Source organism: Streptomyces sp. SID5469, assembly GCF_009862865.1.
Classification (GTDB): Bacteria; Actinomycetota; Actinomycetes; order Streptomycetales; family Streptomycetaceae; genus Streptomyces; species Streptomyces avermitilis.
Map to the genome: position 1 here is coordinate 37,231 of NZ_WWIN01000001.1, position 25,579 is coordinate 62,809.

Below are 25,579 nucleotides of genomic sequence, written 5' to 3' on the forward strand. Positions count from 1 at the left end.
GGCGCTCACCGCGGGCGTGGAGGCGCTGCCAGTGATCACCCAAGACCGGCAGATATACTTCGTAGCTCGATATATGATTGATGCATGACCAGACGGAACCCGCCGTTGACGGAACCGCAGTACTTCATCCTTGCTGCGCTCATGGATGGTCCGTTGCACGGTTACGGCATCATCAAGGCTGCCGAGCAGGCCACCGACGGACGGCTCCGGATCGCTGTCGGCACGCTCTACGGGGCGCTGGAGCGGATGGAGCGGGCCGGGCTGGTGGCCGCCGGCCATGAGGAGATCGTGGACGGGCGAGCGCGGCGCTACTACCGGCTCACCGAGGACGGCACCGAGGCGCTCGGCCGGGAAGCGCTGCGGATGCAGCAGGCGGCGGCCGTCGTCATCGGACGCGCGCGGGATGCCGGAGCGGCCCCGGCATGAATCGTCTGCTGCTTGCGGCCTATCCCAAATCCTACCGTTCCCGGCAGGGCAAGGAGTTGCTGGCCTGCCTTGCCGAGGCGTATCCCGGCCGCTCCTGGCCGCCGCCGCGGGAAGTTGCCGCCTTGGTGCGCGCCGGGGTGCAGGCCCGCGCCCGTGCCACCGTTGACGACACTACTCGGCCGTGGTGGCTGGACGGCATCCATCTGGCCGCCCTGGCCCTCGCCGCGCTGGCGCTGGTTCCGTACTTGCAGGATGTGTGGCACTGGGCACTGCACATCGACCCCGGACAGCACGCCATCGCCTTCCACTTCTCCGGCTGGTATCCGTGGGCCGGAGGTCCCACGCGGATTCGGCTGCTGCCCTACGGGCTGCTCCCGCTGGGCGGCCTGATCGCTCTGCTGCGTGGCAGAGCGTGGATCGCGCTGCCGGCCGCGGCATCCATGATCTGGGCCGGCGCCACGACCCACGGCCGCACCCTCTTCGGCGACGAGGGCAAGGCGGGCTTGAGCTACTACGGGTTGGGCGCCCCGATAACGGCCCGTGACCTGGCGCTCTCGGGGACACTGTGCGCCGCGTGCGCCGTGCTGGCGCTCTGCCGACCCAGCCGTCTGCGACGCCGCTCGTACCGTTGGCTAGCCCCCGTCGTGCTCGCCATGTTCGTGGCCGGGGGCCTGCACATCATCTCTGTCAGTCCGACTTTCCAGCGCGGCTTGTTCGTCCTCGAGGTCGCCGCGCTGCTCGGCGCGTGGGTGGCGACGGCAGCCACCGGCGACCACCGGTGGCTGATCCCCGTCGCAGCGGTCGCGATCGTCCGCACGCAGGCGATCGTCGCCCAGCCGGACGCGTTCATGCAGTCCTTTCCGGACCTGGTCGTTCTCCTCCTGCTGATCGCACCCCTCCCTGCCCTGGCGATCACCGCCCAGCGCCGACAGGGCCAGGCACTCCCCGAATAGGAGCGGACCCCCGGTGGGCCGGCCGAGCCCGGCGGCCCACGTCGTGCCACAAGACGTGCGTGACCTAACTCCCCTCAACGGAAGAAACAGAGCGATGACTCAGCACGATCCTCCGACCCTGCCCGCGCACCGTCCGCGGGCCTCAAGACAGGCCCCCGAGGCCCCCGACGCACCCAGCCTGTCGCGTACGACACGGCCGTGGATGCCGGCTCTGCTGTACACCCTGGGGTTCCTGACGGTCTACCTGCTCGCCATCTGCACCCCGTGGGGGCAACGAGCTGAGAACGCCCTGTTTGGTCTCGGTAAACAAGGCGGCGAAGAAGCATGGTTCTACCCCCTGTCAGGAGCGGCCTACGGCTCGACGCCCCTGCCGCCGCTGGAATTGAGTGCCAAGCCCACCCTGATGGTGGGCCTGGCCGTCATCGTGGTCCTCACCCTGGTGCGGCGGTGCTGGTGGCCGGGGTGCGCGGCGCTCGGGGTCGTCATTCTCACGACCGGAGGCAAGGAGGTGCTCAAATCGACCCTGCCCCGCCCCGATCTGGTGGGCGCGCCCGAGAATCTCCTTGATCAGGGGTTCCCCAGCGGGCACACGGCCATCCCCGCCGCGCTGACCCTCGCCGCCGTCCTCGTGGTTTCCCCCCGCATCCGCCCCTACGTCGCCACGGCCGGTGTGCTGTGGCTCGCCTGCATCGCCGCCTACAGCGCGACCAACGGCGGCCACCGGCCCAGCGAAGTGCTGGGGGCCACACTATTGGCCTGTGCCTGTTACGGCCTCGCAACCTGGCTGCTGCCGCCGTCCGCCGCGCCGGGCGCCACGCGGAGCCCTCGAGCGCTGCCCGTCATCACCCTGACGCTGGCACTGGCCGTCGCCCTCGTTTCCGGCGCACGCAACGACACCCTCACAAGGTCACTGGTCTCCGCGGCGACGGGCTTCATATGTGCGGCCCTGGTCTGGTACGCCGCAGTCGGGCGGCCTGCACACACCGCACGCCGCACACGCCCCGCACTGGGCTGACCACCCGGCCGGCTCCGGGCGGGAACCGGCGCATCCTGGCAAAGCGGCTGTCCGATGCCACCGCCCAGTCGTAGAAGCCGTCGACGCCCGAGCGGGGATGCGCTCCCGCCCGACGTGTCCTCCCATAGTCCGGTCAACAGGTCGGTGCCGGCCTCCTGTTCTCTCGCCTATTCCGACTTGTTGCCGAACATCAATCGATCACGGGTCGTCTGTAGCTCCCCACGCCAAGCCGGTTAGGGACGTGCGACGTGCACTGCATCTGTCCAATGAGCACTGGACTTGTCGCGCTGGGTATTCGAGTTGGCGGGCGGGTTGGCCCTCGTCGAGGCTGAGCGGGTGGGGTCACAGATGGCGTGAGCGCTGGACCGAAAGGGTTTGGCACGGGGGCCACACATCGACGATGATCACCTCATGACCACCAGAAAGGGCCATGCCTTCTAGGCGGCCCGCTTCGCTCTCCACCGCTCGCGCACCGCCGCCGCTCACCGCAGCGCCCGAACGCCGTGACCGCCCACCCAGGAGAGCCCGCCCGTGCAGAAGACTGCCCTCGTTCCCTATGCCCACCTTCCCCGAGCGCACCACGCCCACCACGTCCTGACCAGCACCGTCGACGTCTTCGGCACCGCCCACTGGCTGCTTGCCGACCGCGCTCCGCAGCCCGGCGGCGATGTCCTGCCCTTCGACGCGCTGGTCGTCTCCGTACATCCGGGCGGCGACGTCGAACTCACCGAGCTGAGCGCCGTGCGGGCCCGCTGGCCGCACCTGGACCGCCTGCCTGACGGCGGGTTCGTCGTCGCAGCATCCCGCGCCCGCCGGTACGAGGACGCGGACCAGGTCCAGGTCTTCGACGCGCTCGGCCGCGAGGCCTCCTCCTTCTCCGTCGGGGACGCCATCGAGCACCTGCTCGTGGACGAGGCCGGCCACATCTGGGTCGGGCACTTCGACGAAAACCCGGCCGGAATCCGCCGCTGGAGCCCCACAGGCCACATCTACTGGACGTCCGACGGCGCAAGCATCCCTGGCCTCTTCGACTGCTACGCCCTGAACGTGTCGGGCACCACCGCCTGGGCGTGCACGTACACCGACTTCCCGCTCGTCGAGATACGCCCCGACCGGCCCGTGAGGGTGTGGCCGAACCAGGTACGGGGCGCCAAGGCAGTGGCCATCCACGGCGAGCGGGTCGCCTTCTACGGCGGCTACGGCGAATGGCCCCGCCCATCGTCTGGGGCCCGCGCTCCTGCGCGCCCGCGTCGCTGCTCAAGCAGCCCCGGCCTGAGGGGGCTTGCGTCCTCCCATCCGGGGGCTAGCGTCCAGCCAGTCCTGGTGCTCACGCTCGGGCACGTCACAGACCATGAGGAAGGCCAGCATCTGATCCTTGTTGAGCATTGCTGCGGGGAAGGCGCCCCAGACCGGCCCGGCGTTCCATCTCCCGCAGCGGCATCGCTCCGGCTCGCTGGTACATCTCGCGCAGCGCGGCACGCAGTTCCGCCGCGTTCTCCACCAGTCGGAAGGGGGCTCTCATGGCTGAGCTTGTCCGGCAGCAGCATCTTGACGCTGACGTGGGCTACCACGGCTTTGGTTTTCAGGAGTCCGATGACGGAGACATCCTGGCCCCCTTCCCGGATGACTTCGCCGACGAGGTGTTCCTGAACGCCTTCCCGGGACGGCTCGATATCTACAGCGCCGGCCACACGCACACCGCGTCGGTCACCGTCGCGGTATGGGACGGCCCGCCAGCCGCGCACGACCGGGTGCAGTGGGACGAGCAGGCGGAAGCCGACTACGACTCGGCCAGCGGCGAAGTCGCCGTGTGGTCGATGAGTCTGGGGCGTGCTGACGAGGTGATCACGCTGGCCGACTCGGGCGGGCTCTGGCGTGTGCGGGTGAGCTGCACCGGGCGTGCCGTGGCCGCGCGTCTGTCGGAGGAGGAGGGCACTGGCCACGGGGTCGAGAAGTATCTGGTGCAGTTCTGGCCCCGCACAGCCTGACCGGCGGGAGCCGGGGCGGCCGCATACTGCCGCCGCCCCGGCTTCACACGGGTCAGGAGACGATCTTCACGCCGAATCCGTCCTCGAGGCCGTCAATGAGGCGGTTCTTCGCGTAGAAGCTGAGCAGCAGGCTGCCGCCTGCCCCGTTGTCCGCCTTCGCGATCGGACGCACGGAGAAGTTGAACTTTCTCGCGTCAGGGTCGTAGTCGTACTCGGCGGCACCTTCGTAGGTGGTGGCGAAGGGGTACTCGTCGCACTGCGAGCCGGAGGGAAGGACCGTCCTCAGTCCGCCGAGGGCAGCCTTCAGCCCGACCCGGAGGGGATTCGCTGACGGCTCATTTCTTTCTTTCGTCACTTAAACCGTGACTTCGGCCATGGTTCTCACACCGGCGGCCTGATGGGATTCGTACATCTGTTCCCACAGAGAGGTCGCAGGTTGATATCCCTCACCGCAAGAACCACAGGAAGACGTCGCTTAGCCCTCGGCACGATCCTCGCGATCGTCATCGGATCCGGTGCCACCGGCACCGCCTACTCGGCCGACGGCTCCGACAACCCGCCGCCCGTCCACGGCCCCGGGGCACGGGCAGCTGCGGCCGCCGAGCCGGACACTCCCAACGGCCCCGAAGTCGGCCCGCCGTTCACGAAGACCAACAACGTGTGGCAGACCGACACCACCACACCGACGTTACGCAACACGGTCACTGCCCCCAGCGGCCACAAGACCACCGCGACCTTCGAAGTTCACACCACCGATTCCAGCGGCAAACCCACGGCCACGGTCGTCAAGCTGACCGACGAGAACCAGTGGGGCGTCCTCGTCTCCGGCGAGGTGACCGCCGGCAAACCGGCCTCCGTCACGGTTCCGGCCGGCAAGCTCAAGAACGGTGTCACCTACGCGGTCCGCTCTTCCGGGTACGACGCCACCAGCAACGTGTACGAGAGCGACTGGTCCCCGTACTCCACCTTCAAGATCAACGTCCCCCCGGCCGAGAAGCCGTACGTCACCTTCCCGGCACCACAGGCCACGTCCGGCATCGACTCACTTGCGCAGACTCCGATCGAATTCACGCGTACCGATCCCGGCCCGGTCACGGGACTGCGCGGCGATGACAACGGCCGGAAATGCTCCGCCCCGGACGCCGAGGGGCGGAAGGTGTGCATCGAAATCAGTCGTGACGCGCCGACTCCCGAAGACGCGGCGGTCGCCAAGGGAGCGATGAGGCAAGCTCTTCGGGGCGCCGATCTCGTCTCGTGGTGCGCCGCGAAACCGGACGGCAAGGACTACATGAACCGGGGCGAGGCGTGTCTGAAGAAGGTCGGCTACGCGACCCTGATCTTCGTCGACGCCGATGACCTGCCGAGGTTCGGCACCGCCACGTTCGCGCTGTCCCAGCAGATCAAGCTGTACAACAAGAAGTCGGACACCGGCACGGACCGTGCGGAGTTCGACCAGCAGCTCACCGTGGTCCCGACGCAGATCGACGACGCGACCGAGGGCGTTCACCTCACCTGGCAGCCGGGCGACAACTGCAAGGACTGCACCAGCTCGCAAGTCCAGTGGTCGAGCAACGACGGCCTCAACACCACGCCGCACTGGGCGGTCGGCGAGGTCGGCGCCCAGTACGCCATGACCGCGAAGAGGCAGACGATCTGGAACGGCACCGGCAAGGAGCAGTTCGACCTCGGCTGGAGCCTCCTCGGTTCCGTCGACGCTGGCAACGCTCACGCGCAGACCAGCCTCGGCACCAGCGGCGACGTCCGTGTCCGGGAACTGGCGCCACGCTGTGACGACATCGCCGGAGGCAACATCAAGACCGGCTGTGTCTTCCCGTACTTCAAGCCCACCTGGACGGTCGACACCAACCTGTACCCGGCGGCCGGCGCCTACTACTGGCTGCTGCAGGAGAAACTCCCCTCCCACCCCGGCAGCCGGAAGTGGGATTCCCTCGTCACCTACCTCGGCCCCGGCAACAACGCCGATCCGGACGGCGGGGACTGGACCAACGACGACAGCCGCGGCATCGTCTGCCCCACAGGGACCAGCGGTTTCAAGCCCAACCCTGCCACGCCCGACGGATCGTGCGACGAGTACGCGCCCGCAAGTACGTACCAGAGCGGCGGCATGCCGAAGGGGCCGAACCAGGTCGCCTCCGGGAAAGAATGCGCACAGCTCTACACCAAACCCATGACCGGCGGCACGTGGGGACTGCTTGCAGAAAACCGCGACGGCTACACCGGCCCGAAGTGGAACGAAAAGTGTGGTCGTGCCTCCGTTCCCACGGATCAGAACACTGGCGCCTTCCGCGACCTCGGCATCAAGTTCGTTCCCCAGATGCGGCTGCTCGACAAGGACGGGTTCTTCATCAGTGATCCTGGCTTCGAGCACTGCAAGAACGCCGACACGGTCTGCGCGTGGAAGAAGGTCGGCTGACCTGACCCTTGAATGACCAAGCCTGTGGCCGGAGCACCCTGTGGTATTCCGGCCACAGTGCTATGCGAAGCGTGTCCATTCCGGGTCCCGCGGATGCGCCGGACCGTCCCACACCAGGGCCTGATCGACGAGACCGGGCACCTTCGTGTCCTGGTGTCCGTCCGCGTACTCCACGCCGCGGTTCTCGTACAGGGCATCGGCGACTTCGATGAGGTAGTCGGCAAACGACGACCACACGCCCAACTTGGGGATGCCGGCCTCTTCGAAGGTTCCGATCCGTCCGTAGCCGGTTCCTGGGGTGCAGTCCGTGAACAGCCCGTACAGACCGCTGCGGTCGGTCGCGGCGAAGGCCAGGTACCGCACCATGGGGTCGTCCGGCCGGCCGATCGTGTGTGGGCCTTCATCCCAGTACGGCAGATGCTGCACCGGAGGGATCCCGTGCTTCCTCGGCAACAGCCAGGCTGTTTCCTGTCCTTGCAGGGGGAGCCCGGTGTCGGGTTCGGGTGTCCAGCCGAAGTCACCGGGGTGACCCGTGCCGTTGCGGAGGCGGTAGAAGGCCTTGAGGCCCGGCGGGACGGTGAGGTCGAGTTCCTGCTCGACCTCACGGATGTCGGCCTCCGGGGCGGGCGGAGGAAGCATCCGGTAGGAGCGCGGAGCGTGCCGCTCCAGCCACTCCTCGATCCTCGCCCAGGCGCCCGCCACGGCCTGCTCCTGCTGCTGATCGTCCGTCATACCTGCGACTCTACGGGTCTCGTGCCGCGCTCCGGCAACCTCACGAACCTCTCCCCCTGCACAAAACGGCGGCGGTGACATCGGCGCGTGTCGCCCGGAAGACGAGGTCGTCGAGCACGTCGGAGAAGCCGACGGCGACGGCGAACAGGCGCAGGCCCCCGTCCGTACGAAGCCGCTCACTGAGACTGCTTCGCTGGGGCGCGGGCGGCTGGCTGCCGCTTGGCCTCACGGTCAAGTGGCGGGGTGGTGGGAGTGGACTTCGGCATATGGATCTCCGTAGTGACCGGAGACCCAGGTGTCAACGATGAACGTCAGTTTTAGACCCGACTTGCGGAGCGCGTTCAGCACTTCAGCCGAGGAATAGATACGGGAGAAGTTCCGTCAGGCGCTTCGGCTACGCATGCCCGCTGAGGCGAGCACCACCGTCGGCACCGACACCAGGACCGCCCAGCCCAGGCGGCGCGACTGGTACGTGGCGCACGTCGCCTCCACTCCGTCCTCCATCGACCCATGCGCGGGGCTCGAGTCGTTGCCGAGGACGGAGTGGCACTCGGAGCGGGGGTAAGCCGAGCTGATGTCTGGCGCGCTGGTCAGCAACCACAGGATCACGCCGGCTCCGGCGCATGTCAGAAGCCACGCAATTGTTTTGTTCATGCCGTGACTGTATGCCTGCGGCCTGCTCAAACTCTCTATGGTCGGCGACCAGTTCCTGAAGCAGTTCCAGAGTCACGTCCTTCAGGTGCGCGGTGACGTCGGGTAGTGGCCGGGCGCTTCCCCGGGCAGACCCCGCCGCCGCGCGAACTCCGTTTCCGCTGCATAACTTGGGCAGCAGCCACATCGCGGCGCAGAGACCGGGACCGCACGACCTCTGTGTGCTCACGGGCAGGCCCGGTCCCCGCGAAAGTCGGTATGCGCCGCACCACGGTGCTCCAAGCCCTCGTTGACGGGGAGAGCGTGGGCGAAGCCTGGGGGCGGGGTCGCCCGACTCACCGGGCATGCGGTGAGCGTGCCCGGTGAGTCCCGCCGCGGCGGCCGCTTCCTTACACCGCGGCGATGCCCTCCATGCCGGATTCGGCGAAGGCGGGCAGGTCTGTGACCGTCGTGACCTTGGTGAGGGCGCCGGTGCGTCCGACGCGGAAGCCGTCGACGGTGCCGGAGGTCGCGTTCTGGACGTAGACGAACTTGTCGGCGGCGACGGCGATGTCGATGACGCCCTGGGACTTCGCGGACGGCGCGGCGGCGATGCCTGCCTCGTTGGTCAGCGCGAGCCGGCCCCGGGCGTCCATGCGGTAGCCGCTCACGGTCGAGTTGCCGGTGTTTCCGCCGTAGAAGAAGTCACCGGCGCGTTCCAGCCAGCACAGGGTGTCCTGCCCGTTCGGCAAGGGCTTTTGGAGGACTTGCAGCTCCCCGTTGCGACGGACCTTGTAGGTGCTGACGGTGGACTCGGCGGCCTCGGCGACCAGCATGCGGCCCGTTTTGTCGAAGGCGATGGCGAACGGCACCATGCCCGCGGACTTGTTCACGACCGGCTTGTGCGCCGGGCGGCCGTCCCGACCGATGGGGAAGACCTCGACGGTGTTGGCCGACTTGGTGGTGACGACCAGGTTCCGGCCGTCCGGAGTGAACGCCGCCTGGCCCGGCGAGCTGCTGAACAGCGGCACCTTCTCGTTCTTCAGCCCCAGGGTGCGCAACGAACCGCTGAGCGGCTTCAGGCCCATCGTGGTGATTCTGAAACCCTGGACGCTTCCCGCGCCGCCCGCGTTCATGACGTAGGCCAGGTCGCCCGAGACGGCGATGCCGACGGGGAAGTCCCCGCCCGTGGGCACGGTCTGGCGGTCTGTGAGTTTTTGGCCGTGCACAGCGTACGACGTCAGGGTGCCGCTGCCGGCGTTGAGGGCCAGCAGCCGCCCGGAACGCCTGTCGTAGACCAGCGATCCCTGCGATGCCAGCGAGTCGGTGGGCGCGTCGACCTGGTCGCCGCCCTTGCCGCCTGTCGCGTACTTCCCCGCGGCGGTCAGCTTGCCGTCGTCGCCGCGGCGGAAGACGTGGATGGTGTTCCCGGCCAGCTCGTTGCCCTGCACGAACACGGCGTGGTCGGCCTTCGACGCAGTGCGCGGGGTGGGCGAGACCTGGTCTGCCGAGGCGATGTTGACCGTGGCCACCACCGCCGCTACGGCTACCGTGCCGCCGCCGAAGACGGTCGCCCTCTTGTGCAGCGTCGACCTGCGCCTGTTGTGCCTGCTCACGTGTGGCTCCTGTGATCCGGGGGCGTGAGTAAGCAGAGTTGCGGATGGGGAGATGACAATGAAAGCGAACGACGGCCGCGTCAGACTCTCGTAAGAACCCAACGGGCCTCGGCACACGCTAATTTGACGTGTCGGCCATCGCAGTCACGTGCGTCGTGGGCCTGCTCGCCGTCTGGGGCACGGCCGATCCACACAGTCAGCTGGCTTCGTCGCTCTACCCGGCACGCGTGTGATCGATGAATGCGGTCAACGCGTCCACAGTGGCGTCGGGCTGCTCGTCGGGAATGAAGTGCCCGGCTTGTGGGATGACGACGCCGGTCACGTTCTCTGCCCAGGGGCTGATGGCGGCGGCCATGTCGGGGATCGAGCCGTGGGAGCTGGAGATGCCCAGGACCGGGATGGTCAAGTGCCCTCGTCGAGCGAGAGTGTCCTGGTTCTTGCGTGCTGATTCCGCGGCGTCGCGGAAGTAGGCGAGCGACGCTCGCAGCCCTCCCCCGGCTGCGATGGCTGCGGCGTAGTGGTCGATATCGGCGCTGTCGAACGTGTTCGGGGACAGTGTCTTGACCCTCAAGAACCAGCCCACGTAGTCACGCTCGCGGCCGGTGATCAGCGTCTCGGGCAGTTCGGGCACCAGGTGGAATGCCAAGTGCCAGGTCTTCCAGGCCCGTTCGGGATCCGTCGGGATGGCGTCCGGGAGGGTGATTCCGGGAATGCCGGCGTCGAGCAGGGCGACACCGTGCAGCCGGTCTGGGTACCTCAGGGCGAGCGAGAAGGCGACGCAGGCCCCGATGTCGTGGGCGACGAGCCAGTACTTCGGCACGTTGAGCGCGGTCAGCGCGGCCTGGACACGTGAAGCGGCGGTGTGCGTGTCGTAGCCCCCTTGGGGACGATCGGAGTGGCCCTGTCCCGGCAGGTCGACCGCGATCACGTGGAAGCGCTCGGCCAGACGCGGCATCGCCTTGTGCCAAGCCCACCAGGTCTGCGGGAATCCGGCGAGCAGCACGACGGTGGGGCCGCTCGACCGGCCGCCTTCCACGGCGTGAAGCCGGATGCCTTCCGCGTCGACCCAGCGGTGCGTGAAGCCCGCGAGGTTGCGCAGCGGCAGCCCGGGGACGTTGTTCTGCTCGGGAGAGCGGTTCGGGGCGGCGTCGGTCATGCCTCGAGCCTACCCCATCTTGGACCGTTCAGTACAAGATGAGGTGGGGCCGAGGCTGCGCCGGGGGTGCGGTGGCTCGCTGATGCCTTCCGTGAAGTCATCAGCGGCGTTCCGAGAAGGCCGTCCGACAGCGTGACAGTTCCGCGCACGCATCCCGTTCACCAGCCGGCACCAGCACACTCACCCCCACGGCCTTCCTGGTGAACTCCCCTACTCCGTCGCAGGGTTCAGGATCACCAGGAAGGCCGCCCCATACCCTGTAACCACTCCAAAGAGTGACCGCACAATCGGGGCCGAGGGCCAAAGAACAAGCTGAGCGCGCACGACCCGCGGCTGCGCCAGCTCCGCCTGAGACCACCTCCTTCGCCCAGCGGGTGGCCGGACTTCGAAGCCGACGACTGGGCGCGGGCCCACGCCCAACTGTCGGCTTTCGTCGCGGAGAGATCACCCGCCACGTCTGTCATGGCGCTGCTTCATCAGGACCTCCACCCCGTACCGCAGCGAATCTCCCGGCTTGTCGAGCGGGCTGTAGCGCTCGCCTGGCACGGCCCCGCGCTGAGCACCGGCTGCCTTCTGTTCGGGCTGCTGTAGCCGGCAGCGGCGTGCGGCCTGCGTTCGCTGGCTGAGCGGGGGCAGCAGCCCGTCGCCGGGCCACAAAGATCTGACGCCACGGGCCGCAGGGAGCGGCCCCGTCGGCAGGCCGCTCGGGGAGATGGATGTGGGAGAGATTACGCAAGGGCTGGAGCGCGCGTTGCGCACTCGGCCCGTTCTCTCGAGCACCGAGGCTCGCCCGCGGTTTCTGCTCGCGACTCACCAGGGTTCTACAGGAGCGTGGCCGCGTTGCTGGGTGTTTCGCAGCGCACCGTACAGCGCTGGGTGACGAAGAAGCCTCGATCGTCCCGACCTCCGCCCGGCCCGGCGGAGGTCGGGACGATCGAGGAGGCGGTCCTGATGCGATAGCAGCCCCAGGTGCGGGCCCGCCTGCGTGCCCGGGCCGAAGCGGAAGGCTTCGGCCTCCACATCCGAGCGCGCTTCGGGTTCGCGGCTCTGGCGGGGGTCCTCGGACGATCCGCGGGTGCGGTGGGCCACCCAGTCCCTGCCGGGAGAGGCGGCCCGTGAGCTGTTCGCCGTCCGGGACGTCGGCGCGGGCGAGCAGCAGCTGGTGATCCTCGCCCGTGCACTGGGTCACGCCTACTTCCGCGACGGGGGCCGACGCGGCCACCGTCTGCACATCGCCTTCACCGACATCGAGTTCGCCGGCTTCTCGACCGGATGACCTCCTCGTCCGGCGTACCGGCGCCGGACGACGCGTCCGAGCAGGCGACGGGTCCTCGTGGGCAACGGTCGGCTGCCCGGACCTTTTGGCAGAGGGCGCCGCTGGGGACCGGGTTTCGTACCTGCCCCCCCGGTTATCGAAGGCAGGTACGAAAGCCGGTCCCTCGGAGGGCATCCGTCGGCTTCCCTCCTCATGTTCTGTCCCGGCCGGGACAGAACATGGGGAGCGGCTCCGCTGTTAACGAGTGCTCGTGGTGTCGATGTCGACGATGTGGTTGTACCGCTCCACCAGCACGAAAAGCTTGGTCTTCTGCGTCGTCTCCCCGCTGCCGAAGGTCAGGGTGACGATGACCTCATGGCCGTTGCCCACGGTGCCGTTGTCGGTCGCCGTCCACTGCGCCGGGATGTTTTGGGCGCGCAGGACGCCGTCCGCCGCGTTCGTCTTCTCCCAGGCTGCCAGCCGCTTGGCGAAGTCGGGCGTCAGGTAGTGGTTGCGGAGGGCCGTGGCGAGCGTGGCGTCCGGGTCCGTGTAGTCGCCCTTCGCGTCGATGTACGCGCCGTAGAAGTCGGCGACCCGGGTCACCGCTTGGCCGGGCGTGCCGCTGACCGACTGTGCGGTGGACGCCTTTGCGGGGGCATGGACGGCCGCCTGTGCCGACACCTGTGTCGACACACCGAGTCCGACAGCCAGGACGAGGCCGGCGGCGACGGCCGCGCGGCGGCCCGGACGACGGTGTGCGGAGGACTTCCTGTTCATGTGTGTCTTCCTTTTCTGGTCTGTATGCGGTTGCTCTTGGCCGGTTCCGGCTCTCGTGCCGAAGGCGCACTTGTGGCCACCTCGTCCGCCTCCGAGTCGAGGACAGGACGGCCCGGCTGCCGGATCGGACAGGAGTGGGCCCGGTGTTTTCGCCCCGGGGCCGTCGTGTGGCGGCGGGCGCCGCGGGGTGCCGAACGCCGCACCTCGGGCATTCGGGTACACGGGTGTCCCGGTACGCAGGCGCAGGTGGTGTGCCGTTGCTCATTCCTGCTGAACTGCGGAAGCGTCCGCCGGCCGTTCGGGCAGATTCAGCAGGTGGAACTGCTGGAGATCTTTATTCCGGTGACGCTGTAAGCGTTCGCGAACACGGTTTCGGAATTCGGCACCAGGCAGATCGAGTTCCCGTCCTGGAGCCGTAGGTACGCCACGTCGTCGTTCCGGGTGTTCACGACGTGGTAGTGCGGCCGGGATCTGACCGTCTGGTAGGAACTGGTGACATCGCGGTACTTCGTGATCGGTGTGCCCGCGTTATAGGCGTCCTCGTCCACGTAGAAGCAGACGTAGGGGTACGGGCAGCCGTGGGTGGGGGACTCCGCCTGGGCTGCCGATGCGCCGGTCACGGACATGGCTGCGACGGCCACGCTCGCGCCTGCGAGGCCTGCTGCCTTTCGGATGACGGACTTCATCAAACCTCCAAGAATTTAAGTAGATCGTCTGAGACGGCAGCTGTAGATCGTGATCCGTTGCGGATGCCGCTGGTCAGCAGGGGCGAAGCCCGGTGCTGCGAGGCGTACGGCAACCGGCGTCGTGAGCGTGTGTGACGACGTATCAAGCGCGGTGGCCATGAAGGCAACCGTTGGTGCGTGCGTATCGGGACGTCGCCCAACGCCGGTTGGTCCCTGTAGCCGTGGTCGGTGCGACACCCAGAGCATCGGCGGTCACCGGAGTCCGGCGCAACGACTGCCGGCCCTTTGGCGACGGTGGAACCATCCCAGCCCATCTGACGTGCAGGGATATGAGTGCCTGGGATACGGGATCGTGGGCGGGACGACGGAGGAACGGTGTCGATGCGGGACGATGTCGAGGAGTTCGCGGCGCTTCTGCGGCAGCTGAAGGACCGCACGGACCGGAGCTACGGCTCGCTGGCCCGCCGCCTCAACATGAACACCTCCACGCTGCACCGGTACTGCGCGGGCGAGGCGGTGCCGCAGGACTTCGCGCCCGTGGAGCGGCTCGCCGCCTTCTGCGAGGCGACACCGAAGGAGCGGCTCGAGCTGCACCGGCTGTGGTTGTTGGCGGTGGAGGCTCGGCAGCGGGTACGTACGGCCGGCCCGGCGGAAGCGGCGGTGTCGGCGGAGGCGGCGGTGCCGGCACCGGACACGGACGGGGCACTCGCCGAGGACGGGGAACCCGCCGAGGAGAGCTGCTCCGCGGAGCAGCCCGGGGACGGTCCCGGCCCGGACGAGCCCGCTCCCTCCCCCGCTCCCCGCCCCTGGTTCCGCCGCCGACGGGTCCTGGCGTCCACCTCCGTCACCTGCGCGCTGCTCGCCGCTCTGGGCACCACGTCCGCCCTGTCGGACGACCGCTCCTCCGAGGCGGACGGCTCTCGCTCCGCGGGCCCGCGGGCGGCCGCCCCCGGCGCATCCCACCGTTCGGCGAAACCGTCGGCCGGCGGCTCCCCCTCCCCTTCCCGGAGCTTTGCGGCGCCCGGCCCCCGGCAGAAGGCCCCCGCCCCGTCCGGCACCGGCAGCGGTCCCACCCCGGCCGCGAAGCCTGCCACCGGCCTGCCCCTCGCATGGAGCGCCGACTCCCTGGTCTGGGACAAGGGCTGCGACCACGACTACGTCATCGACAAGCCGCCCGCGCAGGTGCCTCCACCGCCGGTGCAACAGGACGCCGGGGCGTGGGCGGCGACGCAGGGCGCGGTGCACGGGCGGCATACGATGGTGCAGATCTCCGTGCAGGGGCAGTCCTCCACGGCCGTGGTCCTCAAAGCGCTCCACGTCCGCATCGTCAGCCGCGGCAACCCGGCCGCCGGGAGCGCCTACGCCATGGGCCAGGGCTGCGGCGGCGACCTCACGCCCCGCCGCTTCACCGTGAACCTCGACGCCGGCCGCCCCATCGCCCGCCCGAAGGACGGCGCCGACATCGGACACACCATCCCCGCCGTGCAATTCCCGTACCGCGTCTCCGCCGAGGACCCGGAGGTGCTGCTGGTCGACGCGACGACACAGGCCTACAACGCCCGCTGGTACCTCGAACTCGACTGGTCCTCCCAGGGCCGCACCGGCACGATCCGCATCGACGACCACGGCCGCCCGTTCCACACCACCAGCATCAAGGGAATGCCGCGCTACTGGTACGGCACGAACAACGCAGGCGGGCGTGCCTGGGTCCCCTACGACAGCTAGCGCTGGATTCCTCAAACGGTGTACACATATCGCCGCCGTAGCCGACGGGTCGGCGGTGCGGGTCTGCCCCAGACCCAGGGGGTGGCACGGGAGTTGAGCTGGCTGGTCGCCAGGGTGGTGGCGTATGCGATGTCGTCGAGGTTGGCGAATGACCGGCCAGGCGAGGGCGGCTTTGCGGAAGATGCGCCACCAGCCTTCCTGCAGGTGTCGCGCCCCGTCCTCGATGTCCCTGGTCCAGCTGGTGGCGGACGTGGCCACCGCGCCACGGGTTCCGGATGGCGAACAGGGGGCTCGGCCTCCGGCGCGAGCACACCTGGTCGGCCCCGGCTCGTGCGCATGTGTGGGCGCACGGAACATGTGCAGGCTCAAGCCCGAACAGGTGCCGGCGACCGCGCTGGGGCCGGGACAGAAGGTGCAGCGGTGCTGCGCGGATGAGTCGGGCCAGATGCTCCGCCGCCGAAAGCACGGGCCTGGTCCCCGCGCGGTCACATGCCCCGCGTCGGAGTCAGCGCCTCGGACTCGGGACGCATCTCCCTGGCGGGCGTGGTCTGCCGCAGGGCTGGTCAACGCAGCCGGCTGCCGGTGCCGGCGTGGCTGGCCGGCAGGGGCGGGCAGCCGGAGGGCTACTGCCACCTGCAGATGATCGACGCGGTCCGCTACCTGGTCGACAACGGCATCGAGTGGCCGGCGATGCCCGCGGACTTCCCCGCCCGGGACCGCGTCTGCGCCGTCTTCCGCCGCCGGCGTGACCACCAGCTGATCGCCGGGTTCCATGACCGGCTGCGCGGCCGGGTCCGCGAGAGCGAGGCCGGAACACGGAACCGACGGCCGCGATCGTGGACTCGCAGATCGTCGCCCTCGGTGCCGTCACCGCAGTGCTGATGCCCCGCCAGGGCCAAACGGCCGTAACGGAGGCCGAGCCGGCCACCGCCACCCACCAGGCGCGGTCCGCGGTCGCCGTCGGCGAATAGCGCACCCGCCTGCCGTGCCGGCCCGGGCCCGACGCCTTCCCCCGCCGTCGGGCCCGGGCCCTTCTGCGACACCACGGTTTCCGTCGCGGCCTCGTCAGGGCCAGATGAATCAGGCCAGGCCTGCGCACAGTGCATCCCAAGCCCAAGGAAAGGAGTATTCACGTGATAGTTCTCGTGAATGTATTCCAAGTCCACGGATCTCCCACCGCGTTCGAGCGCGAATTCGCGAACGTCTCCGAATGCATGCGGGCACAGCCCGGATTTCTGCACCACAGGCTGCTCTGTTCCCAGGGCACTGACTCGACCTATGTGAACGTCGCGCAGTGGCAGGACGAGCAGTCCCTGCGCGACGCGCTGGCCCGTCCTGAGGTCGTCGGACGCCTGCGTCCGACGACGGCGTTGGTTCACCTATATGAACTCCGCACACATGGATATACATGTGGTGGACGGCGTGCAAGACTCCTTCAACTCCCTTACCACGCTGTTCAGTTGGAGAGAGGCAGGTACCCGTGTCCATTTCTCGGCGGGCTGTTTTGGCTACGGCGGCCGGCACCGCGGCCGCGTATGCGTCTTCGCCTCAGTCTGCGCAGGCGCTGGCCGAGCAGGTACCGGCAGCGACGGTGCGCACGCTGCGTGCGGCGGCCGACTACGCGGTGGAGAAGATCCGTGCTGTCGCGCCAGGCGTGAGCGCCTTCCCTGTCGGGACGAAGTTCGAGAAGTGGGTCTACTCCCAAAACGGTGACTGGGTCGGCGGGTTCTGGCCGGGAACGTTGTGGATGGCCTGGCTGTACAGCAAGGACGAGCAACTCCGCACACTGGCGCTCGAGTCGGCGAGGAAGCTCGCCCCCCGTCAGCACGACACCAGCACGCACGATCTCGGTTTCCTGTTCTCTCCGTCGTGGGTCACCGCATGGCGCCTGACAGGTGACGACGTCTGGCGGACCGGTGCCGTACAGGCGGCGGACTCGCTGATCCAGCGGTACAACCCGCGCGGCCGCTTCCTCCGGGCGTGGGGCGCACTGAACGATCCGAACAACGCAGGGCGCGTCATCATCGACACGATGATGAATCTCGACCTGCTGGCATTCGCCAGCCGGCAGACCGGCGACGCGAAGTACCTCGACATCGCGGTGGAGCATGCGAAGACCGCCCAGCGGGTGTTCCCGCGGCCGGACGGATCGACACCCCACGTCTTCGACTTCGATCCGGCCACCGGCGCCCCGGTCGGCCCGGGCACCGTGCAGGGCTACAGCCCCACCTCGTGCTGGGCGCGCGGACAGGCATGGGGCGTGTACGGGTTCACCACGATCTACCGCCGGAGCGGGGAGCGCCCATTCCTGGCCACCGCGTGCAAACTCGCCGACTACGCGATAGGAGCGCTCGGCGCGGACTACGTGCCCGTATGGGACTACCGCGCGCCGCAGCAGCCCAACGACATCAAGGACGCATCGGCCGGCGCGATCATGGCATGCGGGCTGCTCGACCTGTCCGCCGCGACGGGCAGGCAGCAGTACCGCACGGTGGCACTGCGGCTGCTGAGCGCACTGTCGCAGACCTGCCTGACGGACAAGTCCGCCCGCGCGCAAGCGGTGGTGGCCCGCTGCACCCGCAACCGGCCGGCCGAGGACGGGATCGAGATCTCGCTCCCCTACGCCGACTACTACCTGCTGGAAGGCATCTTGCGCGTCCTGCAGCCCCAAGATGTCGACCGGGCGATCGACCTGTCTGCTCCCTGACCGGTCGTCGCGCAATGGTGGATGGCCCTGGCGGGGCAGTGGGGCCTCGAGTCTCAGCGGCAGCCTCGCGCGGGCGGGAGTCGAGGCCACCGGTGCAGGGACGTCTGCCGGCCGTGCCGGGTGTCAATGACGTTGCTGCCGCACTCCGGCGATTTTCTTTAACCGCCCGCTGGCCGGCGACCTCACCCTTGGCTGCGACGTGCTGGCCGTCACCGGCGACTGCGACCAGACTCCCGGCCATCTGCGCCGCCGGACCCGGCACCTCCTCCGAGCAGGCCCGCCGCCTGCTCGCCGACTGGACCGGCGAACCGGCCGGCCGGGAGGCGATGACGCCCGGCGCACTGCTGTAACTGGTCCTAACAAAGCCGCTGTACGTGGCGGTGGGTGATCAGGCAGACGGCGAGTCCGAGGAATGCTTCGTGGATGTCGGCGCGTCGTTCCCAGCGGATGCGAAGGCGCCGGAAGCCGTGGAGCCAGGCGATCGTGCGCTCGACGACGTAGCGGAAGATGCCCAGGCCGGTGCCGTGAGGCTCGCCTCGCTTCGCGATCACGGGGCGGATCCCGCGGGCCCGGAGCAGGCGGCGGTATTTGTCGTGGTCGTAGCCGCGGTCGGCCAGCAGCGCATCGGGGCGTCGGCGAGGTCTGCCGACCCGGCCCGCGATGGCCGGGATCTTGTCGAGCAGGGGCAGAAGTTGGGTGACGTCATTGCGGTTTCCGCCGGTCAGCGACACCGCGAGCGGGATGCCCTGGCCGTCGGTGATGACGTGGTGCTTGCTGCCCGGACGTGCGCGGTCGACCGGGCTGGGTCCGCTTTTGGGCCCCGCCGGGCAGCCCTGACGTGGGAGGAGTCGATCACCGCCCGGGACCAGTCCAGCTTGTCCTTCGATCGCAGTTTCTCCAGCAGCAGCACATGCAACCGGTTCCAGACGCCGGCCTCGTTCCAGGCCGCCAGACGGCGCCAACAGGTCATACCCGAACCGAAGCCCAGCTCCTGGGGCAGGTACTCCCACTGGATCCCCGTGTGCAGGACGAAGAGGATCCCGCACAGCGCCTGCCGGTCAGGCACTCGAGGTCTGCCCTCGACCAGCTTCGGCGCAGGCTTGGGCAGCAACGGCTCGACGAGCGACCACAGTTCATCGGGTTACCTCCGAGGAGACCCCGGCCTTCAGGCCGGGGAGGAATCGGACTCCTGCGGAGCAGGGCAGGGAAAGGCGATTCGCCTCCAGGGCGAATCGGCGCCCGCCACGACGCATCGCAGGCTCACAAACTGATGGCCTATCATGTGAGTTATGGCCACTCGCGTGAAGCGGGCGTTCAAGTACCGCTTCTGTCCGACCGATGCGCAGGCAGCGGAGCTGTCGCGCACGTTCGGGTGCGTGCGGAAGGTCTACAACCTGGCGCTCGCCGCCCGTACCGAGGCGTGGGCGCGGCAGGAGCGGGTCACCTACAACCAGACCTCCGCGATGCTGACCGTGTGGAAGAAGACCGAGGAACTGGCGTTCCTCAGCGAGGTGTCGTCGGTTCCGTTGCAGCAGGCGCTGCGGCACCTGCAAGGGGCGTTCGCGAACTTCTTCGCCAAGCGTGCCAAGTACCCGCGGTTCAAGTCGAAGCGGAAGTCCCGCGCCTCGGCGGAGTACACCAGCTCGGCGTTCACGTTCCGCGGCGGCCGGTTGAAGCTGGCGAAGATGGCCGGGCCGCTGGACATCGTCTGGTCCCGCCCCCTGCCCGAGGGCAGTGTGCCGACGACCGTGACCGTGTCCCGGGACGCGGCCGGCCGCTGGTTCGTGTCGATGCTGTGCGACGACCCGACGGTGAAGCCGCTCGCGGCCACGGATGCGGCGGTGGGGATCGACGTCGGCCTGGACCACCTGCTGACCCTGTCGACCGGTGAGAAGATCGCCAACCCCCGGCACGAACGCCGCGACCGCGCCCGCCTCGCCAGGGCACAGCGCACCTGTGCCCGCAAGGAGAAGGGCTCCGCGAACCGGGAGAAGGCGCGCCGCAAGTCCGCCAGGATCCACGCCCGGATCACCGACCGCCGCAGGGACGGCCTGCACAAACTGACCACTCGACTCGTGCGCGAAAACCAAACGCTCGTGATCGAGGACCTGACCGTGCGCAACATGGTCAAAAACCACCGGCTCGCCCGCGCCATCAGCGACGCGGCATGGAGCGAGTTCCGGAGCATGCTGGAGTACAAGGCTCAGTGGTACGGGCGGGACGTGGTGGTCGTGGACCGCTTCTTCCCCTCGTCCAAGCTGTGCTCCCACTGCGGCACCCTGCAGGGCAAGATGCCGCTGCATGTCCGTACCTGGACGTGCGACTGCCAAACGGTCCACGACCGGGACGTGAACGCGGCGAAGAACCTTCTGGCCGCCGGGCTGGCGGTGACAGTCTGTGGAGCTGGTGTCAGACCTCAACGGAGAACTCCGGGCGGGCAGTCGGCGACGAAGCAGAAAACCCCACGGCGCGAGCCGTAGGATTCCCCCTCGTTTACGAGGGGGAGGAAGTCAACGGAAACGATCCAAGGCCGCGACTGACGTTTCCCCACAACCAGACCAACGAACAGGCAAGCCAACAGTCACATGATGACAGCTTTTGTTAGAGCCAGTAAGGCACCAACCGCATGATCAAGCTGACCGTCCGCACGGCCCACGGCTTCCGCAACCCCGCCAACCAGCGCCTACGTACACGCTGCGTCACCACCCGCCGAGCCCGCGGACACCTCCGCACCGCTCGACCTTGAAGACCCCCCTTACGGATCGTGACAGGACGTCAGCGGTCCGGCGCAACGCACTGCTCAACTTCGGAGACTCTCAGGATTGTGCTCCGGCGGATCAGGCGTGCGGCAGTTCGCTGACGGCCGGGCGACGGCCTCCGTAGGAGGCGACCAACGCGTCTGCCACGATCGCCGCGTCTGCCTCGGCCGCGTCCGCCGGGTACTCCGGCAACAGGTCGTCCCAGATGACCATCCACGACCCGTACAGTTGGGCTTGCCCCTCGGGACGGGCGAAGAACCAGATGTGCAGATGGGCGCCACCGTCTCCGATGCGGTAGACGTGGGCCCGAGAGATGTGCGGCAGTGCTTGCACATGGCGGGCGATGTGGGTGGTGAGCACCCCCAGTTCGGCGGCCAGTTCGTCGGGCAGGTCCGCCAGGTCGAAGTGATCGCGTGGATGCAGCATCAGCACCAGCGGCACGCCGACTCCCGTGATCCGGGTGAGCCGCCAACGGTCGTCGAGCCAGATCCCTTCGTCCCGGCTGCGGCACGCGTTGCAGTCCAAGGGGTCCTCGCCGTGCCGCGCCGGTTCGGGTAGAACCGGCGGGCGCAGCGGCGCGACGCGCAGGCCGTCCGCCTCGAACGGACTGATGTCCCACCCCGTCATACGGGCTAGCGGGAGCCGTCGCTCACCATCCGCAGCGGTACGTGCGTGGGCGTAGAACTCGTCAGGTCGCAGGGCCATGGGCCGAAGACTACTGTTGTTCGACGGCAATCAGCGCCTACGCATACGCTGCGTCACCACCCGCCGAGCCCGCGGAAACCTTCGCACCGCTCAACTTTGAAGACCGCTCAACGGGCGGACACCAGTGGAGTGGTGGTGGAGACGGACAGGGTGCTGGCGTTCCACCACACCCGGCCGTCGTATTCCGTTCACATCGTGGTGGTTCCCAAGGGACCATGCGCCGTCGCTGATCGACTTCGGGGCCGGCGGTGAGGAGCTGCTCGCAGAAGTCATCCGGGTGGTGCGCACGGTGGCCGCCCAGGTGGAGCAGCAGCACGGCGCGTGCTCGGTGATGACGAATCTGGGGCTGTATCGGGAGTCCAAGCACCAGCACTGGCACGTCGTCCACCGCGGCGAACCCAGGACGGAGGTCCCGTAGAAGTACGGGGCTCCTGCCGTCGGGGTACGGCGGCCGGCCCGGCCGGCTCAGTCTTTGTCCTTCGGGGGCAGCCCCGCCACGGCCTCGGCCGTGGCCTCGGTGATGCGGTCCAGGTCGAGGGTCAGTCCCTGCAGCCATGCCTCGGCGTCGTAGTAGACCGGCGGAGGCGGAGCGGCGTGCGGCCGGGTGTCCTCGGCTCTGCGGGGGCCGGGGCGGCCGGACGGTGCCGGCGGCGGGCGGGTGCCGGCGAGGAGGGTGGCGACCAGCTCGTACTGCCCGGCCAGTTCGGCACCGTCCCTGGCCAGTTCCGCCCGGTATGCGGGAGCGGGCCACCGGGACGCGGCCGGGTCCCCGGGCTCCAGCAGGCGCCTGGAACCGCGCAGGGCGTGATGCCCGGCCATCAGCGTCGCCTGCCAGTCCGCCACCGGTGTGCCGGCCCGGCGCGGCTCGCTCTGGTACTGCGCGAAGGACGACTCCGCCAGCGTCAGGGCGTGCTGCAGCGAGGGCCGGCCGCGCTGTGCCTGCGCATGGCCCTGGGTGAGGAACGACGTGGTCGAGGTGACAGTGGAGGCGATGGCGCCCAGCAGCGCGGCGATGTCTCGGCGCAGTTCCTCCTGGGCGCCCCGGGGCCAGGCGAGCAGCCCGATCACCAGGCCGATCACGCTGCCGGTGAGAACGTCGAGGAAGCGGAACTCGGCCAGATGCCAGGTGGCCGGCGCGAGCTGGGCGAAGACGGTGGACACGACCAGGGTGAACATTCCCTGCGCCCAGCCCACGCCCCGTGTCGGCCCGATCCAGAACGTGGCCAGCATGATCACCGGCAGTGCCACGGCGTAGGCCGTGTTGTTCCCTTTGACGAACACCAGCAGGGCGGCGGCGGCCAGCGCGCCCAGCAGCGTACCGATGAGGGCCTGGCGTACGATCGCGCCCGTCTGCGCGGCCGTGGTGCGGATCAGGGTGAGAGCGGCCAGCATGGCCCAGAATCCGTGCGGCAGGGAGTCGACGCCGGCCACGGTACGGGCGGCCGCCAGGGCCAGGCTGATGCGCACCGCGTTCTGGAAGTACACCGAGCGGGGGCTCAGGTGTCCCACCAGACGGTGCGCCCACAGGCGGATCGTGCTGTGTCCCGCGTACCAGAAGCTGCCGTCCTGTGTCTCGGTGGGCCCGGGGCGTCGCCCCAGGGCGAGATCGGCGGCGGTCGCCAGTGTCACCGCGGCGTAGGCGGCTTCCATGAGCATCGCCTGACGGTGCATCACTGTGCTGGTGGTCTCAGGTGTCGCGCTGTCTGCCGGCACGGTGCGCAGACGCCGGTAGGCGGCCAGGGCGTCCGGCAGCCGTCCCGGGCCGGCCGGCCGGCCGGTGCGCAGCGCGGCGGCGGTCCGCCGGGCCGACGACGCGACCTCGAGCAGGAGTGCGAGGGTGTGGGGGTGCGGGCCCCCACGGCCCGGCCGCGGGACCTCCTGCAGCCGGGCCAGAAGGACACGGGCGGCCATGCCGGTGTGGGCGAGCGCCCGTTCCCGCGGTCCCGGTCCGGCCGGGCGCTGCGACTCCGGTACGTGGAAGGGGCGCAGCGCTTCGCCGGCCGACCGTGCCGCGCTGCGGGTTTCGTCCGAAAGGGTCCAGGGCGGGTGGGTCAGTTCGCTCGCGCAGCGTGCCGCGGTGATGGCCGCGTTTGCCGACCGGGTCCGGTAGGAGGTGGTGGGCGGGTCGGGCAGCAGCAGGCTCTCGGCGAGCACGAGCAGCAGGATGCCGAGCGTGGCGCCGCCCAGGCGTTCGCCCAGTGTCTGCGGCGCGTACGGGGGGAAGCAGGGCAGGATGTAGAGCAGTTGCAGGCCCGGGGCCGCACCGGCCAGGCGTGGACCGGCCGCCGCCGCGAACGCCAGAAGGAAGCCGATCACCAGCATCCCCGCCACCGCGGCCCAGGTGTGTACCGCGAGCAGGGTCCCGGCTGTCACGAGGATCCAGCCGGCCGGGAGCACCCGGATGACGACGGCCGCGCGCTGGCGCCCGGTGCCGGGGATGCGGGAGAGGCCGGCCATCGCCACCGCCGCGAAGAGGGCGTACGTGGCGGTGACGGGCTCGTGCAGGCCGTAGAGGCCGGTGTAGAAGGCGGCGACGGATGCGGCTGTCACCCGGACGGCGCGCCTGCCTGCGCAGGCCGAGGCGCCGGTGCCGTGCCGCAGTTTTGTGGCGGTCCGGCGCAGTGCCGGGGCGGGGCGCGGACGTGCCCGGGCGGTGGTACTGCCGCTGTCCGCCTCAGGGCCCATGGCCGGCACCCCTGCCCGCTCGTCGTTCCTCCAGGATCACATCCGCTCCGAACCGCCGCACGGCCTTGGCGGTACTCCCCTTGTCCGCGGTGCCGCGGTGCCGCGGTGCCGCTGTGCCGCGGTGCCGCTGTGCCGCTGTGCTGACCACGGCCGGGGCCTGCCCAAAGGGCAAGGCCCTGTCCGATGCCACCCGTTACGGTGCCGGCGAGAGCGGCGAGGAGGAGCGGCGACGGCACCCGGGGGCCGGGAGGGCCCCGCCACAGGCAGGCCGGGCAGCTGTGACGGGCAGGGGCTGCGCTGCCCCGGGCGCTCTCGACGTTCTGCGGGCCGGGCCGGGCTGGTCCGTCCGTCGTGATGCCGACCCGGCACAGCGAGAAGCCCCGCCCTTCAGGACGGGGAGGGAGTCACCGCGTCTGTTCGGGTGAGGTGCCGGGCACAGGGAGGTCCTCGCGGCGCGGGCGCGGGAAGGATTTGGTCCATGCAGACCGATCCAGCAGAAACCGTGGAGCGCTTCCTTCATGCGCTGAGCCCGGCGAGCCGGGAAGTTGTCCGGCAGTTGCCGCGCGACCAGCAGGAGATGATGGCCGCGTCGTGGGAGCGTCATCTCCGAGATGACACCAGTCTGCTGACGCTCAGCGAGCTCGACCCGGCCTCCGCCGAGCACCGGGCGGCCGAAGACGTCGTGCAGGACCTCCTCTGAGGCGCTGCCCGGTGTGCTCCTTGCGGCAGTCACCTTGGGCGGCCTCACCACCCCCGGCAGGGTCAGACCGCGGGGTCCAGGCTCAGGCGCATGCGAACGTAGTTCCCGTTGCCTGGACCGGGCCGGTGGTGTCCGTCCGGCTTCCATCCGTGCCGGGCGTAGAAGGCTTGGGCTCGGCTGTTGCGCTCCCATGCTTCCAGTACGCCTGTGACCAGTGACGCATCGCGAAGGACCCGCACGAATTCCGCGTGCAGGGCGCTGCCGGTACCTTGTCCCCAGATGCCCGGGCGGACGTGAATCTGGTAGAGCTGTCGGGCAGTTGCGGCATCGATGTCAGCTTCGTGGGGAGGGCCCATCGACAAGATGCCCACCAACTCACCTTCTCGGTCCGCACACATGACAGTGCGGTCGCTGGAGTGGACGGCCCGCCTCCAGCTCTCCCGCCGGCTGGAGTGCCCGCCGGGGGAGGCGAGCTCCACGTCTGGCACTCCGCCTGCCTGGTAGTACGCCGTGCGAGCCAGCGTATGCAGGTCAGTAATGCTGTCCAGGTCGCCGGGACTCGCAGTCCGCACGAACGTCCGAGAAGTCGTCACGGTCAGGTGACGCACTCATCTCGCTTCCTGGTTCCCC

The 25,579-nt window shown here is 69.2% G+C and carries 28 protein-coding genes; 15 read left to right on the forward strand and 13 right to left on the reverse strand.

Annotated features, from left to right (window positions below):
• The first annotated feature begins 84 nt into the window (after positions 1–84).
• The 3 genes from GTY58_RS00155 to GTY58_RS00165 all read left to right on the forward strand — a co-directional run bounded on the left by GTY58_RS00155 (position 85) and on the right by GTY58_RS00165 (position 2,394).
• Positions 85–426, forward strand: a complete 342-nt coding sequence (locus GTY58_RS00155; RefSeq protein WP_010981465.1) for a helix-turn-helix transcriptional regulator — start codon at positions 85–87, stop codon at positions 424–426.
• Positions 423–1,379 carry a hypothetical protein gene (locus GTY58_RS00160; RefSeq protein ID WP_010981466.1) on the forward strand — a complete coding sequence of 319 codons (957 nt, stop codon included), beginning with the start codon at positions 423–425 and terminating at the stop codon, positions 1,377–1,379. Before GTY58_RS00155 ends, GTY58_RS00160 begins: the two co-directional genes overlap by 4 nt.
• A 202-nt stretch (positions 1,380–1,581) precedes the next feature.
• Positions 1,582–2,394, forward strand: coding sequence for a phosphatase PAP2 family protein (locus tag GTY58_RS00165; RefSeq protein WP_042492582.1), 813 nt, complete (start codon positions 1,582–1,584; stop codon positions 2,392–2,394).
• Positions 2,395–2,736: 342 nt separating this feature from the next.
• Here the strand turns inward: GTY58_RS00165 and GTY58_RS00170 are convergent, their stop codons facing one another.
• A complete protein-coding gene (locus GTY58_RS00170) occupies positions 2,737–3,333 on the reverse strand; it encodes a hypothetical protein (protein ID WP_154696701.1) in 597 nt (198 codons plus the stop codon).
• 95 nt (positions 3,334–3,428) lie between these two features.
• Complete coding sequence (locus GTY58_RS41190; RefSeq protein WP_255253771.1) at positions 3,429–3,560, reverse strand: hypothetical protein; 132 nt, start codon at positions 3,558–3,560, stop codon at positions 3,429–3,431.
• Positions 3,561–3,914: 354 nt separating this feature from the next.
• Between GTY58_RS41190 and GTY58_RS00175 the strand changes: the two genes are divergently transcribed.
• Positions 3,915–4,382, forward strand: coding sequence for a hypothetical protein (locus GTY58_RS00175; protein WP_037651959.1), 468 nt, complete (start codon positions 3,915–3,917; stop codon positions 4,380–4,382).
• Between the two features lie 52 nt (positions 4,383–4,434).
• Here the strand turns inward: GTY58_RS00175 and GTY58_RS00180 are convergent, their stop codons facing one another.
• On the reverse strand, positions 4,435–4,737 hold the full coding sequence (locus GTY58_RS00180; protein ID WP_010981469.1) for a hypothetical protein: 303 nt from the start codon (positions 4,735–4,737) through the stop codon (positions 4,435–4,437).
• A gap of 81 nt (positions 4,738–4,818) precedes the next feature.
• Between GTY58_RS00180 and GTY58_RS00185 the strand changes: the two genes are divergently transcribed.
• Positions 4,819–6,816 carry a hypothetical protein gene (locus tag GTY58_RS00185; RefSeq protein ID WP_037651961.1) on the forward strand — a complete coding sequence of 666 codons (1,998 nt, stop codon included), beginning with the start codon at positions 4,819–4,821 and terminating at the stop codon, positions 6,814–6,816.
• A 60-nt stretch (positions 6,817–6,876) separates the two neighbouring features.
• On the opposite strand, the gene GTY58_RS00190 is transcribed toward GTY58_RS00185, so the two are convergent.
• The 4 genes from GTY58_RS00190 to GTY58_RS00205 form a co-directional block, all read right to left on the reverse strand.
• A complete protein-coding gene (locus tag GTY58_RS00190) occupies positions 6,877–7,548 on the reverse strand; it encodes an SMI1/KNR4 family protein (RefSeq protein WP_202497278.1) in 672 nt (223 codons plus the stop codon).
• Positions 7,549–7,929: 381 nt separating this feature from the next.
• A complete protein-coding gene (locus tag GTY58_RS00195; RefSeq protein WP_010981472.1) occupies positions 7,930–8,202 on the reverse strand; it encodes a hypothetical protein in 273 nt (90 codons plus the stop codon).
• Positions 8,203–8,588: 386 nt separating this feature from the next.
• A complete protein-coding gene (locus GTY58_RS00200; RefSeq protein WP_242432214.1) occupies positions 8,589–9,794 on the reverse strand; it encodes a beta-propeller fold lactonase family protein in 1,206 nt (401 codons plus the stop codon).
• A 214-nt stretch (positions 9,795–10,008) separates the two neighbouring features.
• Entirely contained in the window at positions 10,009–10,950 is a 942-nt protein-coding gene (locus GTY58_RS00205; RefSeq protein ID WP_010981474.1) for an alpha/beta hydrolase, read from the reverse strand.
• 1,075 nt (positions 10,951–12,025) lie between these two features.
• On the opposite strand from GTY58_RS00205, the gene GTY58_RS00210 reads away from it, so the two are divergent.
• Entirely contained in the window at positions 12,026–12,226 is a 201-nt protein-coding gene (locus tag GTY58_RS00210; RefSeq protein WP_037651965.1) for a hypothetical protein, read from the forward strand.
• Between the two features lie 237 nt (positions 12,227–12,463).
• Here GTY58_RS00210 and GTY58_RS00215 read toward each other — a convergent pair whose 3' ends face one another.
• Positions 12,464–12,982, reverse strand: coding sequence for a hypothetical protein (locus tag GTY58_RS00215; RefSeq protein WP_037651967.1), 519 nt, complete (start codon positions 12,980–12,982; stop codon positions 12,464–12,466).
• A 308-nt stretch (positions 12,983–13,290) separates the two neighbouring features.
• Positions 13,291–13,623, reverse strand: a complete 333-nt coding sequence (locus tag GTY58_RS00220; protein WP_242432215.1) for a hypothetical protein — start codon at positions 13,621–13,623, stop codon at positions 13,291–13,293.
• A gap of 426 nt (positions 13,624–14,049) precedes the next feature.
• Between GTY58_RS00220 and GTY58_RS00225 the strand changes: the two genes are divergently transcribed.
• The 5 genes from GTY58_RS00225 (at position 14,050) to GTY58_RS00245 (ending at position 18,450) form a co-directional block, all read left to right on the forward strand.
• Positions 14,050–15,393, forward strand: a complete 1,344-nt coding sequence (locus GTY58_RS00225; protein WP_037651971.1) for a helix-turn-helix transcriptional regulator — start codon at positions 14,050–14,052, stop codon at positions 15,391–15,393.
• A 489-nt stretch (positions 15,394–15,882) separates the two neighbouring features.
• Positions 15,883–16,275: a transposase gene (locus tag GTY58_RS39965; RefSeq protein WP_010981479.1), complete on the forward strand. Its 393-nt coding sequence runs from the start codon at positions 15,883–15,885 to the stop codon at positions 16,273–16,275.
• Positions 16,276–16,538: 263 nt separating this feature from the next.
• Positions 16,539–17,051 carry an antibiotic biosynthesis monooxygenase family protein gene (locus tag GTY58_RS39970; RefSeq protein ID WP_242432217.1) on the forward strand — a complete coding sequence of 171 codons (513 nt, stop codon included), beginning with the start codon at positions 16,539–16,541 and terminating at the stop codon, positions 17,049–17,051.
• Positions 16,985–18,100: a glycoside hydrolase family 88 protein gene (locus GTY58_RS00240; protein WP_010981480.1), complete on the forward strand. Its 1,116-nt coding sequence runs from the start codon at positions 16,985–16,987 to the stop codon at positions 18,098–18,100. Before GTY58_RS39970 ends, GTY58_RS00240 begins: the two co-directional genes overlap by 67 nt.
• A gap of 188 nt (positions 18,101–18,288) precedes the next feature.
• Positions 18,289–18,450, forward strand: coding sequence for a hypothetical protein (locus GTY58_RS00245; protein WP_154696702.1), 162 nt, complete (start codon positions 18,289–18,291; stop codon positions 18,448–18,450).
• A 6-nt stretch (positions 18,451–18,456) separates the two neighbouring features.
• Here GTY58_RS00245 and GTY58_RS00250 read toward each other — a convergent pair.
• Positions 18,457–19,232 (reverse strand): IS5 family transposase gene (locus tag GTY58_RS00250; protein WP_169788662.1). Its coding sequence is split into 2 segments (ribosomal slippage): positions 18,457–18,923 and positions 18,923–19,232, totalling 777 coding nucleotides; the frame shifts between segments, so codons are not numbered across the junction.
• Positions 19,233–19,389: 157 nt separating this feature from the next.
• On the opposite strand from GTY58_RS00250, the gene GTY58_RS00255 reads away from it, so the two are divergent.
• A complete protein-coding gene (locus GTY58_RS00255) occupies positions 19,390–20,580 on the forward strand; it encodes an RNA-guided endonuclease TnpB family protein (RefSeq protein WP_010981483.1) in 1,191 nt (396 codons plus the stop codon).
• Positions 20,581–20,937: 357 nt separating this feature from the next.
• Here GTY58_RS00255 and GTY58_RS00260 read toward each other — a convergent pair whose 3' ends face one another.
• Positions 20,938–21,564 (reverse strand): hypothetical protein, encoded by a 627-nt coding sequence (locus GTY58_RS00260; RefSeq protein WP_037651975.1) that lies wholly within the window; start codon positions 21,562–21,564, stop codon positions 20,938–20,940.
• Between the two features lie 150 nt (positions 21,565–21,714).
• On the opposite strand from GTY58_RS00260, the gene GTY58_RS39975 reads away from it, so the two are divergent.
• Both GTY58_RS39975 and GTY58_RS39275 read left to right on the forward strand, forming a co-directional pair.
• Positions 21,715–21,816, forward strand: a complete 102-nt coding sequence (locus GTY58_RS39975; protein ID WP_242432053.1) for a hypothetical protein — start codon at positions 21,715–21,717, stop codon at positions 21,814–21,816.
• 25 nt (positions 21,817–21,841) lie between these two features.
• Positions 21,842–21,982, forward strand: a complete 141-nt coding sequence (locus tag GTY58_RS39275; protein ID WP_202497279.1) for a hypothetical protein — start codon at positions 21,842–21,844, stop codon at positions 21,980–21,982.
• A gap of 47 nt (positions 21,983–22,029) precedes the next feature.
• On the opposite strand, the gene GTY58_RS00270 is transcribed toward GTY58_RS39275, so the two are convergent.
• Positions 22,030–24,114, reverse strand: a complete 2,085-nt coding sequence (locus GTY58_RS00270; protein ID WP_042494110.1) for an FUSC family protein — start codon at positions 24,112–24,114, stop codon at positions 22,030–22,032.
• Positions 24,115–24,727: 613 nt separating this feature from the next.
• Here GTY58_RS00270 and GTY58_RS00275 point away from each other — a divergent pair.
• The gene (locus GTY58_RS00275) at positions 24,728–24,949 is read left to right on the forward strand and encodes a hypothetical protein (protein ID WP_037651977.1); all 222 of its coding nucleotides are present in this window, start codon (positions 24,728–24,730) and stop codon (positions 24,947–24,949) included.
• A gap of 62 nt (positions 24,950–25,011) precedes the next feature.
• Here the strand turns inward: GTY58_RS00275 and GTY58_RS39980 are convergent, their stop codons facing one another.
• A complete protein-coding gene (locus GTY58_RS39980) occupies positions 25,012–25,557 on the reverse strand; it encodes a GNAT family N-acetyltransferase (RefSeq protein WP_338058975.1) in 546 nt (181 codons plus the stop codon).
• Positions 25,558–25,579 lie beyond the last annotated feature (22 nt).